We start from the raw sequence: 17,862 nt of genomic DNA, 5'->3' as shown, positions 1-17,862 counted from the left end.
TTTCCTCTACCATTCAACGTGTATGTTTATAAAAAGTTTAGTGATAGTAAAATGTATAACAATAAAAAAAAATTATATTATGAAGCAGATTATTTTATTCATTGTATTCATATTTACTATAATGATGTGTTCTTTTGCACAAGAAGCCCCCTCCTCTCCAATAATCAAGGCAAGAGACAATAAAAGTACTGAGTTTTTCAAAAACAAAAAACTTCAATCTCCGATCTCCCCAATGGTCCTTTTCAGTCAGAAAATCACAGGGGTTGTTTATACTGAAGGAGGAAAAGAGGTACTAATAGGCGCGAGCGTTATCGAAGTGGGTAGTACTAATGGTACTATAACTGATATTGATGGAGAATATAGTATAGGCATTTCTAAGGCCGACAAAAAAATTCTCCAAGCAAGTTATCTGGGTTATGAAACAAAACAAGAAAGAATTGGAGGCCGTAGGGTGGTGAACTTCTTCCTAAAAGAAAGTTCACAAGCCTTAGACAAATAAAACCACACACTATCACTAAACTTTTTATAAAACAGCAATATGAAAAAATTTATTTCTATTTTTTTATTGTTATACATTACTTTACCGATAAATGCTCAAGATAAAACAAATGAGCTATCGGGATTTATTATACACAAACAAGAAAATGGGTCTAATGGTTCATTAGACGGTGCCAATATCTTTTTGATCTATGCAAAAGACACACTGAAAACAACAAGCATAAATGGAGTATTCCGTTTCAAACCCATAAAAACAGGAAAAGCAAAACTCATTATCACTGCAATAGGGTGTCGGAAAGTTGAAAAAGAATTAAATATAATAGCTGGAAAGAATTCTAATCTTTACATAGAAATTTTGGATGAATCCATCCAACTGGAGGAAGTCACCATCAAGGGCAGAATCCCCATTGTGACCCAAAATGGCGACACGCTAATATTCAACCCGAAGGCAGTCAACATACAAGAAGGGGATGTCGCTATGAATATAGTCGAGCAACTTCCCGGAACAGAGACTGACGACCATTCCGTCAAAATCATGGGAAAACAAGTAACCAAAACTTATATAGACGGCAGACTAATATTCGGAAGTGACCCAATGGCAGCACTAAAGAATCTTTCTGCAACAGATGTATTAAAAATCAAGGCTTATGATGAATATGAAAATACGAAAACAAAAAAACTAAATGTACAGAGGGGATCTCACCAGAGTGCTCAACATAGAAACCAAAAGCAAACTCATCAGCTCATGGAAAGCACACCTATTGGCTAGTACAGGCAGCAACATGGACTCAAAGAACGACAGAGGAAAGTTCCGTAAAGGGCTCGGACTCACCACTAACTTTTTCTCCGAGAAATTTTTACTCACAAGTAATGTATTTCACAATAATATCAACCGAAAATCAAATAATATCAAAAATGTTCTTTCCATTTCCGATCCTAGTAGTACTTACAACGAAACGACTTATGCAGATCTGGCTACGGAACGCTCATGGGACACAGAAAATGGAACATACGGTACATTTAGAGCATTTTACACTTTCGGATATAATCGCGATAATACAAATACACGATCCGAACAACATTATTTTCCTGGCAACAATTATCAGCAGCGCCTTTATGAAGAACAAAATAGCAACAGTGACAGAAAACAAAATCACTATTCCGAATTTTCTTTCTCCAATTCAAATGACAAATGGGGAGAATTCCGTTGGAACCAGCTTATAACATATAACAACAACAAAGATTGGCAATCGCTTTACATCTATAATGAAGAAAACAATCTTCAAACATCGAAAAGCCTGATGCATTACGATAATCTAAACAAGAATTTTCATGTGAAGGAAGATGTCAGTTATGTCAACAGTATTACCGACAGAATCGGATATACATTAGAAAGTTCAGTAGATATAAATAAAGGCAAAAATCATTCATTACGGATAGACACATTAGAAAGTTCGACAACACAAACTTATCTGACTATTCCATCAAAACTCCGCAATACGGAGTGGAACGGCAATGCGCAATTAATATATATACTGAATCCAGAAAATGACACCCAAATATCTTTTGACTATTCCGTTAAATACGAAAACGGATGGAAACACCAATTCGCCTGGAATATGTTGAGCCCCACAAATCCACAAACAGACGAAGCCAATACATATAGTTATAAAATAAATAACCTGACACAAAAACAGGAAGTTTCATTTCACTTTTTTCCCTTTCAAAAAACAAGTTGTGACATTTCAGCCGGACTGAAGGAAACTACACTTAAGCGGAAAGAAAAAGAAATGGACAACTACCGTAAAACATTCATCTCTCCAACAGTAGCAATATCTTTTGTGCATACAGATATAACAAAGTCATGGAGTGCCGCTTACAGACTGCATAATTTTGCACCAAACATAGTGCAGTTACGCCCACAAATAGATAACAGCAATCCTTACATGCTGCGCAGTGGAAATCCCAACTTAAAACAATCATATCTACATTCGTTCCTCTTCAATTGCAATCGTATGTTAGGAAAACATAACCACACCATAGGTGTTATTATCAATGCCTCTATCCGCCAGCACTCTCCTGTTGCAAAGACAACCTATTACAATGCCGAAACTTATCTACCGGGATTGCAATACACAGCACCTGCACACAGTTCTCTAATTAGTTTTGAAAACGTAGAAGGATATTGGGACATAAAAGGCAAACTGATATGGCAGGCTCCTATACGTAGTATAAAATCCAAATATGCCTTATCTACCGGATTCAACTACGAACATAACCCATATTATATAGGAGAAAATAAGACTACAACACGTACCTATGATCCATCGCTCGAACATTTTCTACTCTGTAATCTAACTAAAAGATTAAAAATAACAATCAGTGCCAATACTCATTATGTACATAGCATCAATACTGAAAATTATACAAGTAAAACATTCTATCAAACGGCAGGAGCAACATTTGATATAAGCCAAATATGTAAATACTTCTATCTAAGTAGTCATTATAATTTCATTTTCAGCCGTGATTATGGAATCAATAAAGAGATTAACCGCAATCACACCCTAAACTTGAACATAGGCTGTAAAGTGTTAAATCGCAAAGGAGACATTAGTATTGCCGCATATGATCTACTAAATAGTCATCGGACTTTCAACAGCCAAATGTATTCCAACTACATTCAAAACACGTGGACAAATTATTATGGACGGTTTTTCACCATAAATTTTGCTTATCGGTTTGGTAAAGTGAAATCGAACTACGAAGGTACTACAAACGATGGAAGCATACGCGAATATAGGCCGATGTCAGATAAAATGTGAATTTCATAGCTATCCAAATGAAAGATAACTATACCAGTTATATTGACCGAGAAAACTTCGGGCGGTATTTTACCATAAATTTCTCCTGGAAATTCAGAAAGATCAAATCGAACCGGATGGATATTTCAAGAGGAGTTACATGGTAATATGAATAAGAAATCTATTAATCATTTAAAATAAAAAGTATGAGTAATCCTATTGTCGAAGTTAAACACTTATCTCATCGTTATAGTGTAGATTGGGCCATTCGCGATATCAATTTTTCTATTGAAAAAACAGGAATATTAGGTCTGTTAGGGTCTAATGGGGCAGGTAAGTCCACCACTATGAATATCATCTGTGGAGTTTTAAATCAAACGGAAGGAGATGTATTTATCAATGGCATCGATCTACGAAAAAATCCGGTTGAAGCAAAAAAACATATTGGTTTCTTACCTCAAAAACCACCTCTCCATCCGGACTTGACTGTCGACGAATATCTCATACACTGTGCCACACTGCGGAGAATGGAGAAATCAAAAATTCGTGAAGCTGTAGAAATAGCTAAAGAACGTTGCGCTATTGCCCATTTTAGCAAACGACTTATAAAGAATCTTTCAGGCGGGTATCAACAAAGAGTAGGAATTGCACAGGCTATTGTACATAATCCTCCATTCGTAGTACTTGATGAACCTACAAACGGGCTTGATCCTAACCAAATTGTCGAAATACGCAATCTGATTAAAGAAATTGCTGAAGATCATTCTGTCCTACTCTCCACTCATATCCTGTCGGAAGTGCAAGCTACCTGCAATGATATTCGCATGATTGAACATGGTAAAGTCGTATTTTCAGGTAGCATGAAAGACTTTGATAACTATGTGGTTCCAAGTAGTTTCACCGTTACATTTGCCCTTCCCCCTTCTATAGAAGAACTAGCAAAGATAGAACATGTGTTGAATATAGAAGAACTCTATCCCGGTACATTCCGGATACGCTTTGATGACGATGAAAACATAACTGAACGAGTAGTAGCCTTAAGCATACAAAACGGATGGCGACTGAAAGAAATCACGATGGAACGCTGCTCTCTTGACATAATCTTTGCACAACTATCGGGAAAACTTAAAAATAATATCTAACATGACGGATTTAAAGATTATAATGCGTATTGCCCGAACCGATCTGGCTATTTTATTCTATTCGCCGATTGCATGGTTCATATTGATTGTTTTCTCATTCCTGACAACAGCAAGTTTTACGTCATTGATGGAGAATATAGTGACCGACTATGATCTGTCAGGCGGCAAGGAAGTATCTTTGAGCGGTATCTGCTTCTTAGGTAGTTACGGCTTTTTGTCCTCCGTCGTATCAAACATATACATCTATATTCCATTGTTGACAATGGGACTCATCAGTCGCGAAACGGCATCGGGTTCAATCAAACTGGCATATTCATCCCCAGTCACCAGTGGTCAGATCGTATTAGGTAAATATCTTGCAGCCATCGGATTTGGTTGCTGTCTGATGCTTGTCCCGATAGCCAGTGCTATTTATGGCAGTTTGGTAATCCCTTCTTTTGATTGGGCTCCTGTACTAGTCGCCCTTCTAGGACTCTATTTATTAATATGCGCCTATTGCGCTATCGGGCTCTTTATGTCCTCACTCACGACTTATCAAGTAGTAGCAGCAGTTGGGACTCTTATTATATTAGCTATACTGAATTTCGTAGGAAGTATCGGCCAGGAATACGATCTTATACGCGAACTGACTTATTGGCTGTCAATAAACGGAAGAACAATCGATATGCTGAATGGAGTAATCCGGAGTGAAGATGTGATTTATTTCGTGGTCGTAGTAACCCTTTTCCTGACATTTACCACTTTCAAACTTACATCCGACCGGTGCACTATCAGTCGTTTCCGGCAAGCAATCAGCTATCTGGGATTTTTTGTCGCAGCAATGGCAATTGGCTATTTCACTTCACGTCCGGGAATGATTAAGGTATGGGATACAACACGCACTAGACTAAACTCACTTACCGAAAATAGCCAACACGTATTAGCAAAATTGACAGGACCGGTAACTATTACCAATTATGTTAACCTACTTGATAACAAATCATATCGCTACCTCCCTATCATGAAGAAAGCGAATGAAACAATCTTCGAACCTTATTGTCTCGCTAAACCGGACCTGCAAGTGAAATATGTCTATTATTATGATTTCGCCCCCAACGGCGTTGCAAATAATCCTAAGTTTCAAGGCAAAACAGTAGATGAGATGCGTGATTATATGACCATGATTTATAACTTGAATCCTCATTTATTCAAATCCCCGGCAGAAATCCGCCAAATCATCGACCTGCGTGAAGAACAAAATACATTTGTTCGCATTATGGAAACGCAAGATGGAAAACGTACCTTCATCCGTGATTTTGAAGATATGGATGCAACGCCATCCGAAGCGGAAATTACAGCAGCCATCAAAAAGATGATTTCAACTCCTCCCACTGTTGCCTTTATCAAAGGAGACGGTGAACGTGAGGTGTCCAAATCCGGTGACCGCGATTATAGCAACTTCTCCATTGAGAAATATTCTAGAGCCGCCTTAATTAATCAAGGCTTTGATGTCTGCGAGATCGACATTTCTCACGGAGACACCATTCCTTCCCTAATCAATATTATGGTTCTTGCAGAAATGAGAACTCCGCTTACTGAAAAAGGAGAAAATCAACTGGAGGCTTACCTGGCTCGTGGAGGTAATTTATTTATTCTCACCGATACAGGCAGGCAAGAAGTTATGAATCCTTTTTTAAGCAAACTCGGTATCAAAATGGAAGAATACCAACTGGCACAATCTTCCGCTGATTTCTCTCCTAATCTGATTCTAGCCAAGGCAACCCGTGAATCGGGAAAACTTACATTCGGATTCAAAGATGATTTTCCCAAATATGATTTACGTGTCTCTATGCCCGGATGTGTAGCCCTTACATGCTCCGACAACGATTACGGCTTCCAATATACTCCGATTCTTGAAACAAATGCCAAAGGTGTATGGATTGAAAAAGAACAAACAGATTTACAGGAATCACCAGTAGAATGTAATGCTTCGGCAGGAGAGAAAGAACAAACCTATATCACAGCCTATGCCCTTTCACGCCAACTGAAAGATAAAGAGCAGCGTATTATCATCTCTGGTGATGCGGATTGCATAAGCAACACCGAACTGACTCTTTCACGCGAAGGATATAGATCAGGAAACTTTAATCTGATTATCGAAAGCTTCCGCTGGCTTTCCGGAGGAGAATTTCCAATCGACATACGCCGTCCCCATTGTACCGACAATAAACTTTCGATCGGAGTGAAAGATATTGGTACAATGAAAACTATTTTCATAATCATTATACCAGCTATCCTCTTACTTATAGGAGTTGGCATCTGGTTTTTCCGCAGAAGAAATTAATAAGAGAAAAAGATGAACTTAAGACTTATACTTAGAATAGCCCGTACCGAACTAGCGGTACTCTTTTACTCACCGGTCGCATGGTTGCTGCTGGTCGCATTTACATGCCAGGTAGGATTCGACTTTATGAATATCCTGACGGAAATAGTAAAAATAAAAGCATTGGGCAACACGATCACTTTTAGCGTCACAGCCGGTTTTGTCCTTGGTCTCAAAGGAATATATGAAGTAATACAAGAAACCATTTATCTGTATATTCCTTTATTAACCATGAATTTAATGAGTCGTGAATATTCATCAGGTTCTATCAAACTACTTTATTCATCACCGGTAAGCAGTGTTCAAATCATTACCGGCAAGTTTGTTTCAATGGTGGTATTTGCCCTAATCTTTGTCATCATCCTTGCCCTACCGACAATCGTAATGTTTATCTCCGTGCCGCATGTCGATATTACACTTATCTTGGCGGGATTGTTATCCATGTTTCTGTTGATACTGACCTATTGTTCTATCGGTCTCTTTATGACCACACTCACATCTTACCAGGTTGTGGCAGCTGTTGCCACCCTTTCCGCATTAGCATTTCTCAATTATGTGGGAGGAATTGGACAGGAGTCCATATTCTTTAGAGAAATTACTTATTGGCTATCCATTAAAGGACGTGCCAGTGAGATGGTTGGAGGATTGATATGTAGCGATGACGTTATCTATTTCCTTGCCGTAATTTTATTATTCCTCTGGCTATCGGTCATTAAACTGAATAATGAAAAAACACGTCGCTCACTCTTTTCAAAAACAATGCGCTATGCCTTAGCTGTATGTACCATTATAGTTATCGGCTTTGTCAGTTCCCGTCCGGCAATGATGGGCTTTTATGATGCTACCCGCAGCAAACAACGTACACTTTCAGAAGAAAGCCAGAAAGTAATGGAGCAATTGTCCGGACCTATGACGATCACAACTTACGTCAATATTTTCGATAAAGAATTTGATGTCGCTTCTCCAAGAGAGCAAAAAGAGGATATGGCACGCTTCAAAATGTACACACGTTTCAAACCAGAGATAAAAATGGAGTATGTTTACTATTACTCTACACCGAAAGACAGCACCCTTTATCGCCAATATCCGAATAAAAACATTCGTGAGATAGCTTATGAAGTTGCCAAGAAGAAGAACTTCAATCCTAAAAAGCTTAAAAGCGCCGAAGAACTGAAAGAAAAAATAGACTTGGCTAAAGAAAATTATCGATTTGTGCGGGTTGTTGAACGTGGCTCCGGTGAACAAGCCCGCCTTCGTTTGTTCGACGATATGGAATATCACCCTTCTGAAACAGAAATCTCCGCAGCATTGAAGAAAATGCTTGTTACTCCTGTGAAGGTAGGCGCCATCACAGGACATCAGGAACGTTCCACCACTAAAAAGGGAGATCAGGATTACTCACTTTTCGCCACACATGGACGCTTTCGTTATTCCATGATTAATCAAGGTTTTGATTTGGTGGAACTGAATCTAAAGGATATGAATGATATACCAAGTAATATCAATATATTACTTATTGCTGAAATGCGTTCTTCCATGAGTTCCAAAGAACAAGAAATCATAGACCGTTTTCTTGAACGCGGAGGTAATATGATGATTATGGGCGACGTCGGACGTCAGGAAGTAATGAATCCTTTACTCCGGAAAGTTGGTTTAAAACTGTTGCCGGGAATCATTGCACAACCTTCTGATGTTAATCCCGGAGACCTCGTTCTCGCGAAAGCTACCCAGATAGCCGCCGACAGTATAGGAGGCTTCTACAAACGTATGGTTGACAGGCAGAAGCATAGTGCAGTCACCATGCCATCGGCTGTTGCTCTGGAAGTTGTCGATACAACAAAATTCCATCCAATAGTTTTATTACAAAGCAACGCCCAACAGACATGGATTGAGTATCAAACAAAAGATTTTTTGAATGACTCCCTTTCATTAGACTCTCTTCAAGGTGAAAAGTTAGGAGCCTATCCCACGGCAATAGCGTTAACCCGCAAGATTAAAGCCAAAGATAAAAAACAACGGATCATTGTGTTGGGGGATGCAGACTGTTTCAGCAATGCCGAACTACAAAAAAGCTCAAGACCGGGTATCTATTCATTCAACTTCAATATGATTCCCGGTTCATTCCGTTGGCTATGCTATAATAAATTTCCGGTATCTTCTTCCAGAGCCCCTTATCTCGACAAAGATATCAGCCTGACTCCTATGGATCTATCTACTATCAAAATTATCTATTGCTATGGCATCCCATTTATTATTGGTCTGTGTGGTATTTGGATATGCTGGAGGAGAAGAAAACGATAAAAAGAGAGAACAGAGAAACTTCCGGCAAGCAGATTTCATGCCTGTCGGAAGTCTAATTCTTTCATAGACTCCTTCAAAACTATGCCTTCAACCGCATCACAAACCGACTCCCCTTACCCAATTCGCTCTCTACCGTCAGCGTACCGCCATGAGCTTCCACAAAATCCTTGGAAATAGATAACCCCAAGCCACTACCTTGCACTTTCGTTCCGGGTACACGGAAATAACGGTCGAAGATACTTTTGTGATAACGCGGATCAATGCCTTTGCCAAAGTCCTGGACATACAATTCAATCCAGTTTTCATCCTGTTTGGCACCAATAACCACATGCCCGTTTTCTTTTGAATAACGAATAGCGTTACTTAACAGATTCGTCAATACCCAAGCAATCTTCTCGCTGTCGACAAACAGTTTACCGATTTTCTCCTCCGGATACTCCACTTCTATCTGAATATTAAACTTATCCGCTTGCACCTGATTAGCTTTAATCGCATACTCAATCAATTCAATCGGTTTGGTGATCTTCGGCATCAACTGTAATTTACCAGCTTCCACCTGCGTCATGTTAAGCAATTCTCCGGTGATGCTTAACAAACGTTCGCTATTCTCCTTGATACTCTTTGAAAGCTGTTCCTGCTCATCATTCAGTGCACCGACACGCTTATCCTCAAGCAGTTGTAGACTCATCATAATAGCAGCAATCGGAGTTTTCAATTCATGAGAGATCGTTGAAATAAATGTAGTCTTGGCAGAATCCAGTTCTTTGAATTCCGTGATATTCTTAAGTAAAATGACATCACCCAGTTTGCGAGGTTCCCCTTTTTCAGCCTCCGTATTAATGATCGGGACATAAGAGACCTTAAAATAACTTTCCTTATTATCCGCATAAATTTTTAAAGCCTCTTTCTGATCGCTTGGCGTCACCAACTCACGAATTAGTCGACGGAGCAGGTCATTCTTCAAAGAAAGTTCCTCTGCCGATTTACGAATCACATTCTCCCGTTTCATATTCAGAATACTTAAGGCTTCATCATTGATAAACAAAACCTCACGTTCTGTATTCAGACCGATAATCGGGTCGTTAATACTGTTAACAATAGCTTCTATAAACTTTTTAGCAGAAAGAATATCCGACAAAGTACTGGCACGATATTCAGTCAAACGCTCCGCCATCCGGTTGAAACTGTCAGCCACTTCACGGAACTCTTCATTGTCACTCATGTCGAGACGCTTCTCATAGTTATGATTGGCTATTTCAAGAATTCCTTCTTTCAGTTCCTTAATCGGCTTGCTGATAGAACGAGGTAACCAATAAAGCAATATCAGTCCGGTCAAGATACAGATTCCCCCTGTTATGGAGATCCATAGCAATGCACGTTCCAAGGCAGGCATAGCAGCAGGACTATCAGGCTCTGTCGCAGTCAGAGTTTGAAGATTCACTACTGAAAGTGTTACCAACAAAATAATCATTCCTGCCAACATCCCAATGCCAAGAATCAGTTTCGTTTTAATATTCATAACGTTCATACGATTAATATTATGCAAGTATAATCAAATCTACATTAGCTTGCGACAAATTATTTAAAAACTTTCTATATCCCAGTATAGAACAAATTGCGTACGGCAACCTCAAATTAGGAGTTCCCATACACACTGTCGATATCTGTTTCTCTTTACAAACCTTGACGATGCTCCCCAAAATGTCTTTCGACTGCACCTGGACAACTTCTCCCCCAAGTTCCGCCACCAGTTTAAAATGATTCAACAAATACCGTTGACTGGCCAAATCAATTCGATCCATACTCTCTCTCGGAGTCTGAACATACAAAGCTATAAAAGTAGTATTATACCGGGTTGCCAACTTTGCCGCCTTTCTGATAATTCGCCGGGGTGTTTTCTCGTGACTACTGATACAAGCCATAAACTTCTCATGCCGAAGTCCGACGGCTACTCCCATCATCACTTCATTCTCCACCTTTTTTTCTACCCGCAACGCCACTTCCTTCAGAGCCAACTCACGCAATTGAAGAATATTCTCGGTTCTAAAGAAATTATCCAATGCTGTCTGAATCTTTTCCGGACGATAGATCTTTCCCGCTTTCAAACGGGCAATCAGTTCTTCTGCCGTCAAGTCAATATTCACCACCTCATCCGCTTCCTGAAGCACACTGTCGGGCACTCGTTCTTTCACTTCAATCCCCGTAATCTCCTGCACTTCTTCATTCACGCTTTCGATGTGCTGAATATTGATTGCCGAAATCACATTGATTCCTTCATCCAACAATGTCATTACATCTTGCCAACGTTTCTCATTCAGACTTCCTTCCACATTGGTATGTGCCAATTCATCCACTATCACAATTTCGGGATGAAGGCGAATAATAGAATCTAAATCCATTTCTTCCAATTCCTTTCCCTTATAGAAGATTTTACGTCGCGGAATGACAGGAAGTCCTTGTAGCATCCCTTCCGTCCCGACACGTCCATGAGTCTCGATATAGCCGATTTTCACGTCCACACCATTTTCCAACAGTTCATGTGCCTCCTGAAGCATACGATATGACTTTCCCACACCGGCTATCATACCGATATAGACCTTAAACTTACCTCGCTGAGATCTCTTTATCAGATCCAGAAAATGCTGTACACTTTGTTCTCTATCATCCATTATGTTGCTCTGTTATTTTAAACATCCTAACCCGTAGCAATCATCACGATCACCACGGGTTCACAAAAATTCATGAGTTTATTTTATGGCCTTAAAGTTACGCCAAATACTAGATGGGCATCCTCCAAACGCGGATTCCATATAGCTTGCACAAATATAGGCAATGAAAACTTATCATTAAAATTGATAGCTTTCGTTGCTTTCAAAGCAAGGTTCGTCACTGCAAAACCATTCACATTATACTGCGGAGTTTCATAAGGAACCACTCCACAGGTAGCATTCAAGTCTACCCCTTTTACGCTGAACGGATAATTCAGTTCTACGTAAGAAGAATATGCCTGTTTTTCTTCCCCCTTGTCAGTCATCTTTCTGTCAGCACCGGCAAACATGGTATACCATGCAATAGACAACGGAAATTTTTCAACAGGAAGCGTATAAGCTAATCCTGCTTCAAAATGATGTCCGGTGTCGCCACTCTTAAAATGGAAATAATCATTTGTTAGTTCTCCATTAGCTACATCAGCTTGTCCGTTCCACCAAAGACTGGCTACTGAAAGTGTCGGTCCTGCTTCACCAAACTTATAAGCTGCAGTGAGGTCAATTTCTTTATTACTCTCACTCAAACTGGTTGATCCCCATGCAGTAAGTGAGAAATTACCTACGCTAACTCCCAAAGTCGGTTGAAAAGAAGCGGCCCCCCCCTGATAAATACCACGCCATACATACGAACTTACCAAATCACCTTGTATAGTAAACTCTTGTGCTTGTGCATTGCCAGTTCCCAACATACATACGGCCGCTACAGCCATTGTTCCTAAAATACTCTTTTTACTAAAAAAACTTTTCATACTTCTTATCTAATTCTATTTTATGTTCCTGTAAAAAAGCAGCGCCCCATCCCCCCCTGTTTATTTGAACCGCTGGTATCACCCAAACGATTCGGACAGGAACGCTGCTCCTGATCTTCATCTACTTATTACTTTCTTCAAGAGCTATATTCAATTTCAGCACATTCACCTTTTCTGTTCCCAACAATCCCAGGAACGGTTTTTCGATGCTTTTATCAACAATCGCTCTTACTTGTTCTTCTGTTAATCCGCGTGCTTGTGCCACTCTCTTCACTTGTACGTATGCACATTGGGGAGTAATATCAGGATCTAGCCCCGAAGCACTGGCTGTAACCATTTCGGCAGGCACATCCGCACGGTCTAAATAAGGATGATGTACAAGGAAAGTATCAATACGCGCTTTCACTTCATCCAGATATTCCTGATTCGTAGGACCTTTATTACTACCTGCAGAACTCGTAGCATCATATCCGTCACCGGCAGAAGACGGGCGTCCCCAGAAATAAATATCTTTTGTAAACATCTGGCCCACATTAGCTGCTCCCACTACTTTCCCATCCAGCGTAGCTACCTCGGCATTTCCCTTATTAGGACCTGCAACCTGCGCAAACAACCACAAGATAAGGATATAGAACACGGAGAAAAAGACACAAAAAGCAAGTGTTATTTTTAATGACTTCAATAAAGTTTTCATTGCTATTGTTTTTTAATTAAAAGAATAAACCTACCAATAAATCTATCAACTTGATTCCCACAAAAGGAACAATCACACCACCCAAACCATAGATCAACAGATTACGGCGAAGTAAAGCACTTGCACCTATCGGTTTGTATTGCACGCCACGCAAAGCCAGCGGAATCAGAATCGGAATAATAATCGCATTAAAAATGACCGCTGAAAGAATGGCGCTTTCAGGACTATGCAGATGCATGATATTCAGAGCTGCCAGTTCAGGAATAGCAATCATAAACAAGGCCGGAACGATCGCAAAATACTTCGCTACGTCATTGGCGATAGAGAAAGTGGTCAGAGTGCCGCGTGTCATCAGCAATTGTTTACCGATTTCCACAATCTCGATCAGTTTCGTCGGATCGTTATCCAGATCGACCATATTACCGGCTTCCTTCGCAGCCTGTGTACCACTATTCATGGCTACACCTACATTGGCTTGTGCCAGAGCAGGAGCATCGTTCGTTCCGTCTCCCATCATTGCAACCAATTTACCAGCCTGCTGTTCCTTCTTGATATATTCCATCTTATCTTCCGGTTTAGCTTCAGCGATAAAATCATCCACACCGGCTTTTTCGGCAATATATTTTGCAGTTAATGGGTTATCTCCTGTCACCATGACCGTCTTCACTCCCATCTTACGCAGACGTTCGAAACGTTCCTGAATACCCGGTTTGATAATATCCTGCAACTCAATGACACCGGTCACTTTCTTGTTTACACATACTACCAACGGCGTACCACCATTACTGGAGATAGAAGAGATGACCTCTTCCACTTCTTTTGGGAATTCATTTCCTGCACCTTCCACCATCTTACGGATAGCGTCGAAAGCACCTTTACGAATTTGAGTTCCATCTGCCAGGTCTACTCCCGAACATTTGGTTTCAGCCGTAAACTTAATCATTCGTGCTCCCGTTGTATTCAGGTTACGCATACGGATGCCCGACTCGCGTCCCAGTTCTACGATAGACTTACCTTCCGGCGTTTCATCGGACAAGGAAGACAACAGACAAGTCTCTACAAAATCGTGCAAATTGACACCCGGAGCCGTATGGAAATGAGTTGCTTTACGGTTACCGATGGTGATAGTACCCGTTTTATCCAGCAACAACGTATCAATATCACCAGCAGTCTCTACTGCTTTACCGGATTTAGTAATCACGTTGGCACGGAGCGCGCGGTCCATACCGGCAATACCGATGGCAGAGAGAAGTCCACCGATAGTTGTCGGAATCAGACACACAAATAAAGAAATAAGCGAAGCAATGGTGATGACCGTATGACTATAGTCGGCAAACGGTTTCAAGGTAACACACACTATGACGAAAACAAGCGTAAAACCTGCCAGCAGAATAGTCAACGCAATCTCATTCGGGGTTTTCTGACGGGAAGCACCTTCCACCAATGCAATCATCTTATCAAGGAAACTTTCTCCCGGTTGAGCAGTCACCAGTACTTTTATATGATCGGACAATACCTTCGTGCCACCCGTTACGGAACTCTTGTCGCCACCTGCCTCACGAATAACCGGAGCAGACTCGCCGGTGATAGCACTTTCATCAATAGAAGCCAAGCCTTCAATAATCTCACCATCGGAAGGAATTACGTCTCCGGCCTCACAAACAAACACATCTCCTTTCTTCAACAGTGAAGAACTGACGGTAACAATTTTATTGCCTTCCACTTTCTTTGCCGGTGTCTCTTCACGAGTCTTACGCAAGCTGTCGGCCTGTGCTTTACCACGCGCTTCGGCAATAGCTTCGGCAAAATTGGCAAACAACAAGGTTACAAACAGAATGATAAACACAGCAATATTGTAAGCAAACGAACCTTGTGAAGAATTTACAATGGAGTAGAGCGTTACGAGTAGCATGACCACTGTAGCCACTTCTACTGTAAACATAATCGGGTTCTTTATCATCATCCGCGGGTTCAGTTTCACGAATGACTGTTTCAAACTTTCTATAACTTGCTCCTTTGGAAACAAAGAAGCTGATTTATTATCTTTCATATCTTCTCTAATTCAGTATTACAAACTTAAATGTTCAGCAATTGTACTCAATGCATGTACCGGGAAGAACGACAGCGCAGCAATAATGAAGATAACCACAAATGTCATGACTCCGAAAGTCAATGTATCGGTCTTCAATGTGCCGGCACCTTCCGGAATGAATTTCTTCTGTGCCAGTAATCCGGCAATGGCAACCTGCCCGATGATAGGAATAAAACGGCTCAAAATCAGAACAATACCACACGTATAATTCCAGAAATAAGTATTATCTCCCAAACCTTCAAAACCGGAACCGTTATTGGCGGCACAAGAAGTGTACTCATAAAGTTGCTCACTTAAACCGTGGAATCCCAAGTTGTTCAACCATCCACCTTCACTTTCCACAAAATCAGGATGGTACACATAAATATAACTTGAGAGTGCTGTAAATACCAAAATGACAAACGGATGAAGCAGAGCTACAATCGTAGCGATTTTCATTTCGCGGGCTTCCACTTTCTTGCCGAGAAATTCCGGCGTACGTCCTACCATCAAACCGCTGATAAACACTGTAATGATAATAAATGTATAGTAATTCATCCATCCTACACCTACACCGCCAAACCAAGTGTTAATCTGCATATTCAGCATCTCCATCATTCCGGACAGCGGCATAGTAGAATCATGCATACCATTCACAGAACCATTAGAGGTTACAGTAGTTACAATACTCCATAATGCTGTTGCTCCGGCTCCCAAACGAACCTCTTTACCTTCCATCGCACCATTATCCTGCGCAATTCCCAATTCATCAATGCGTGGATTACCACCCATTTCCTGACTGACATTAATACATACGCCTACCAGAAAAGCGAAAAGCATTACTCCGAATATACTGTAAGCCAACTTCTTTCTGCGGGTATAAAATCCCAGCGCAAGTACTATTGCCATCGGGATAATCAGGATAGACCAACATTCTACCATATTAGTAAGATAAGTCGGGTTTTCCAACGGATGAGAAGAGTTTACACCAAAATAACCACCACCATTTGTACCCAATTGTTTGATAGGAACAATCGCAGCCGTAGGACCTTGAGAAACCATTTGTTCCTGGCCTTCCATCGTAGTTACCTTCATCTTACCGTCAAATCCCATCGGAGTTCCCTGGAGAATCAGGATAAAACCTACAATCAGAGAAAGAGGCAATAAAATACGTGTACAGCTTATTACCAGAAATTGCCAGAAGTTACCAATCGTTTTGGTTGTTTTTGCAGCAATACTCTTCATAATACCTGCCATAGCAGCCATACCTGTTGCTGCGGTAATAAACTGGAAAAGCATGATGACGAACAGTTGAGTAAAATAAGTCAGTCCGCTTTCACCGCTATAGTGCTGCAAGTTACAGTTCACCATAAAACTGATACAGGTATTGAATGCCTGATCCGGAGTCTGCGGTCCGTTGCCGTCCGGATTTAAGGGCAACCATCCTTGTGAAACCAAGAGTACCATTCCCCAGAAAAACCAGAAAGCATTCAAAATCAACAATGCTTTCAGGAATTGTTTCCAGTTCATTTCTTCATTGGGGTCGATTCCACAAACTTTATAAATGACTCTTTCGATAGGAGCCATAAAATCAGACCAAGTCTTTTCTCCTCTGTAGACCTTGGCAATGTATTTTCCCAGTGGATAAGCCAGAATCACCATCAAGGCTATCTGAACAACCACGCCTAAAATTTCTATATTCATATACTTTTTACCTTAAACTGTGTGTGTTACTTTAAAACTTTTCGGGTTTGACGAGCACGTACATCAAATAACCGAAGATCGCAATACCTAATACGAATAATGCTGTGTACATAATCAATTCTCCTTTTTCTTTAAATATTCTCAAACCAGTCTACACATTTCCAAAATAGCCAGAAACAAGCGAAACCGCTTAACAAGCAGAAAATAAATGATAGTGTTATTCCCATGTTTTTACCTTTTAAATGATTAATAATCCTAATTATTTGCCATAAGTAATGCTAAAGGTATGCCAGAAAAAGAGAAAAGTAAGTAAGCTATTGATTTTCAAAACAATAAAAAAGAACTAAAAAGAATAACAAACGGAAAACACCCTACCATTTTGAAATGGATTATGCTATTATGAAAAACAATATAATAGAGAGGTGAAAATAAAAAAGAGTAGTAAAAGAGGAAATACAAGTATACCAAAGTATCATTGATAAATCAAAAAACAGAAATTTTGCAAAGTACCCAAAACAGAAAGCCCCTTGATTCGTTGCTGAATCAAGGGGCTTCTTTAAAACGGCGGCTACCTACTCTCCCACTGTTACGCAGTACCATCGGCGTGACGAGGCTTAACTTCTCTGTTCGGAATGGGAAGAGGTGGAACCCTCGTGCTATAACCACCTGAATAAGGTTATGACATGATGAAAAGTAAAATCTCAAGTTCATTACTAGTATGTTTCTGTTCTCTGTTTCCAGTTTCTGTATCAGTAATCCGCTAAACGTA

General features: G+C 40.3%; 13 protein-coding genes and 1 rRNA gene. 6 read left to right on the top strand and 8 right to left on the bottom strand.

What is annotated here, in order from left to right; translation table 11 throughout:
- Positions 1-79: 79 nt before the first annotated feature.
- From BSAG_RS16235 to BSAG_RS16250, 6 genes are all read left to right on the top strand, one after another.
- Complete coding sequence (locus tag BSAG_RS16235; protein ID WP_004309031.1) at positions 80-499, top strand: carboxypeptidase-like regulatory domain-containing protein; 420 nt, start codon at positions 80-82, stop codon at positions 497-499.
- Between the two features lie 39 nt (positions 500-538).
- On the top strand, positions 539-1,267 hold the full coding sequence (locus BSAG_RS25510; protein WP_232287647.1) for a carboxypeptidase-like regulatory domain-containing protein: 729 nt from the start codon (positions 539-541) through the stop codon (positions 1,265-1,267).
- Positions 1,182-3,323 (top strand): outer membrane beta-barrel protein, encoded by a 2,142-nt coding sequence (locus tag BSAG_RS0222805; protein WP_232287646.1) that lies wholly within the window; start codon positions 1,182-1,184, stop codon positions 3,321-3,323. Before BSAG_RS25510 ends, BSAG_RS0222805 begins: the two co-directional genes overlap by 86 nt.
- 185 nt (positions 3,324-3,508) lie before the next feature.
- Positions 3,509-4,444: an ABC transporter ATP-binding protein gene (locus BSAG_RS16240; protein WP_004309029.1), complete on the top strand. Its 936-nt coding sequence runs from the start codon at positions 3,509-3,511 to the stop codon at positions 4,442-4,444.
- A 1-nt stretch (position 4,445) separates the two neighbouring features.
- A complete protein-coding gene (locus BSAG_RS16245; RefSeq protein WP_008017707.1) occupies positions 4,446-6,767 on the top strand; it encodes a Gldg family protein in 2,322 nt (773 codons plus the stop codon).
- Positions 6,768-6,779: 12 nt separating this feature from the next.
- Entirely contained in the window at positions 6,780-9,107 is a 2,328-nt protein-coding gene (locus BSAG_RS16250; RefSeq protein WP_004312965.1) for a Gldg family protein, read from the top strand.
- Between the two features lie 79 nt (positions 9,108-9,186).
- Here the strand turns inward: BSAG_RS16250 and BSAG_RS16255 are convergent, their stop codons facing one another.
- The 8 genes from BSAG_RS16255 to rrf form a co-directional block, all read right to left on the bottom strand.
- Positions 9,187-10,626, bottom strand: a complete 1,440-nt coding sequence (locus tag BSAG_RS16255) for an ATP-binding protein (protein WP_004312964.1) — start codon at positions 10,624-10,626, stop codon at positions 9,187-9,189.
- A 19-nt stretch (positions 10,627-10,645) separates the two neighbouring features.
- The gene (locus BSAG_RS16260) at positions 10,646-11,776 is read right to left on the bottom strand and encodes a sensor protein KdpD (protein WP_008640697.1); all 1,131 of its coding nucleotides are present in this window, start codon (positions 11,774-11,776) and stop codon (positions 10,646-10,648) included.
- 83 nt (positions 11,777-11,859) lie between these two features.
- Positions 11,860-12,624, bottom strand: a complete 765-nt coding sequence (locus tag BSAG_RS16265; RefSeq protein WP_004312962.1) for a hypothetical protein — start codon at positions 12,622-12,624, stop codon at positions 11,860-11,862.
- Between the two features lie 121 nt (positions 12,625-12,745).
- The gene (locus tag BSAG_RS16270) at positions 12,746-13,318 is read right to left on the bottom strand and encodes a K(+)-transporting ATPase subunit C (RefSeq protein WP_004312961.1); all 573 of its coding nucleotides are present in this window, start codon (positions 13,316-13,318) and stop codon (positions 12,746-12,748) included.
- Between the two features lie 16 nt (positions 13,319-13,334).
- Positions 13,335-15,368: a potassium-transporting ATPase subunit KdpB gene (gene kdpB / locus BSAG_RS16275; protein WP_004312960.1), complete on the bottom strand. Its 2,034-nt coding sequence runs from the start codon at positions 15,366-15,368 to the stop codon at positions 13,335-13,337.
- Between the two features lie 18 nt (positions 15,369-15,386).
- On the bottom strand, positions 15,387-17,093 hold the full coding sequence (kdpA, locus tag BSAG_RS16280) for a potassium-transporting ATPase subunit KdpA (protein WP_004312959.1): 1,707 nt from the start codon (positions 17,091-17,093) through the stop codon (positions 15,387-15,389).
- A 31-nt stretch (positions 17,094-17,124) separates the two neighbouring features.
- A complete protein-coding gene (locus tag BSAG_RS26160) occupies positions 17,125-17,205 on the bottom strand; it encodes a potassium-transporting ATPase subunit F (RefSeq protein WP_073343870.1) in 81 nt (26 codons plus the stop codon).
- 447 nt (positions 17,206-17,652) lie between these two features.
- Positions 17,653-17,763: ribosomal RNA gene (rrf, locus tag BSAG_RS16285) — 5S ribosomal RNA — on the bottom strand.
- Positions 17,764-17,862 lie beyond the last annotated feature (99 nt).

This window comes from Bacteroides sp. D1 (assembly GCF_000157095.2).
Lineage (GTDB): Bacteria > Bacteroidota > Bacteroidia > Bacteroidales > Bacteroidaceae > Bacteroides > Bacteroides xylanisolvens.
Note: the sequence above shows the minus strand (reverse complement) of the source record. Positions and strands in the feature narration are given on the sequence as shown.

What these genes read in the sequence shown, in the direction of transcription:
- BSAG_RS16235 (WP_004309031.1), top strand. Translation starts at nt 80, where the DNA reads ATGAAGCAGATTATTTTATTCATTGTATTCATATTTACTATAATGATG.
- BSAG_RS25510 (WP_232287647.1), top strand. Translation starts at nt 539, where the DNA reads ATGAAAAAATTTATTTCTATTTTTTTATTGTTATACATTACTTTACCG.
- BSAG_RS0222805 (WP_232287646.1), top strand. Translation starts at nt 1,182, where the DNA reads ATGTACAGAGGGGATCTCACCAGAGTGCTCAACATAGAAACCAAAAGC.
- BSAG_RS16240 (WP_004309029.1), top strand. Translation starts at nt 3,509, where the DNA reads ATGAGTAATCCTATTGTCGAAGTTAAACACTTATCTCATCGTTATAGT.
- BSAG_RS16245 (WP_008017707.1), top strand. Translation starts at nt 4,446, where the DNA reads ATGACGGATTTAAAGATTATAATGCGTATTGCCCGAACCGATCTGGCT.
- BSAG_RS16250 (WP_004312965.1), top strand. Translation starts at nt 6,780, where the DNA reads ATGAACTTAAGACTTATACTTAGAATAGCCCGTACCGAACTAGCGGTA.
- BSAG_RS16255 (WP_004312964.1), bottom strand. Translation starts at nt 10,626, where the DNA reads ATGAATATTAAAACGAAACTGATTCTTGGCATTGGGATGTTGGCAGGA.
- BSAG_RS16260 (WP_008640697.1), bottom strand. Translation starts at nt 11,776, where the DNA reads ATGGATGATAGAGAACAAAGTGTACAGCATTTTCTGGATCTGATAAAG.
- BSAG_RS16265 (WP_004312962.1), bottom strand. Translation starts at nt 12,624, where the DNA reads ATGAAAAGTTTTTTTAGTAAAAAGAGTATTTTAGGAACAATGGCTGTA.
- BSAG_RS16270 (WP_004312961.1), bottom strand. Translation starts at nt 13,318, where the DNA reads ATGAAAACTTTATTGAAGTCATTAAAAATAACACTTGCTTTTTGTGTC.
- kdpB (WP_004312960.1), bottom strand. Translation starts at nt 15,368, where the DNA reads ATGAAAGATAATAAATCAGCTTCTTTGTTTCCAAAGGAGCAAGTTATA.
- kdpA (WP_004312959.1), bottom strand. Translation starts at nt 17,093, where the DNA reads ATGAATATAGAAATTTTAGGCGTGGTTGTTCAGATAGCCTTGATGGTG.
- BSAG_RS26160 (WP_073343870.1), bottom strand. Translation starts at nt 17,205, where the DNA reads ATGTACACAGCATTATTCGTATTAGGTATTGCGATCTTCGGTTATTTG.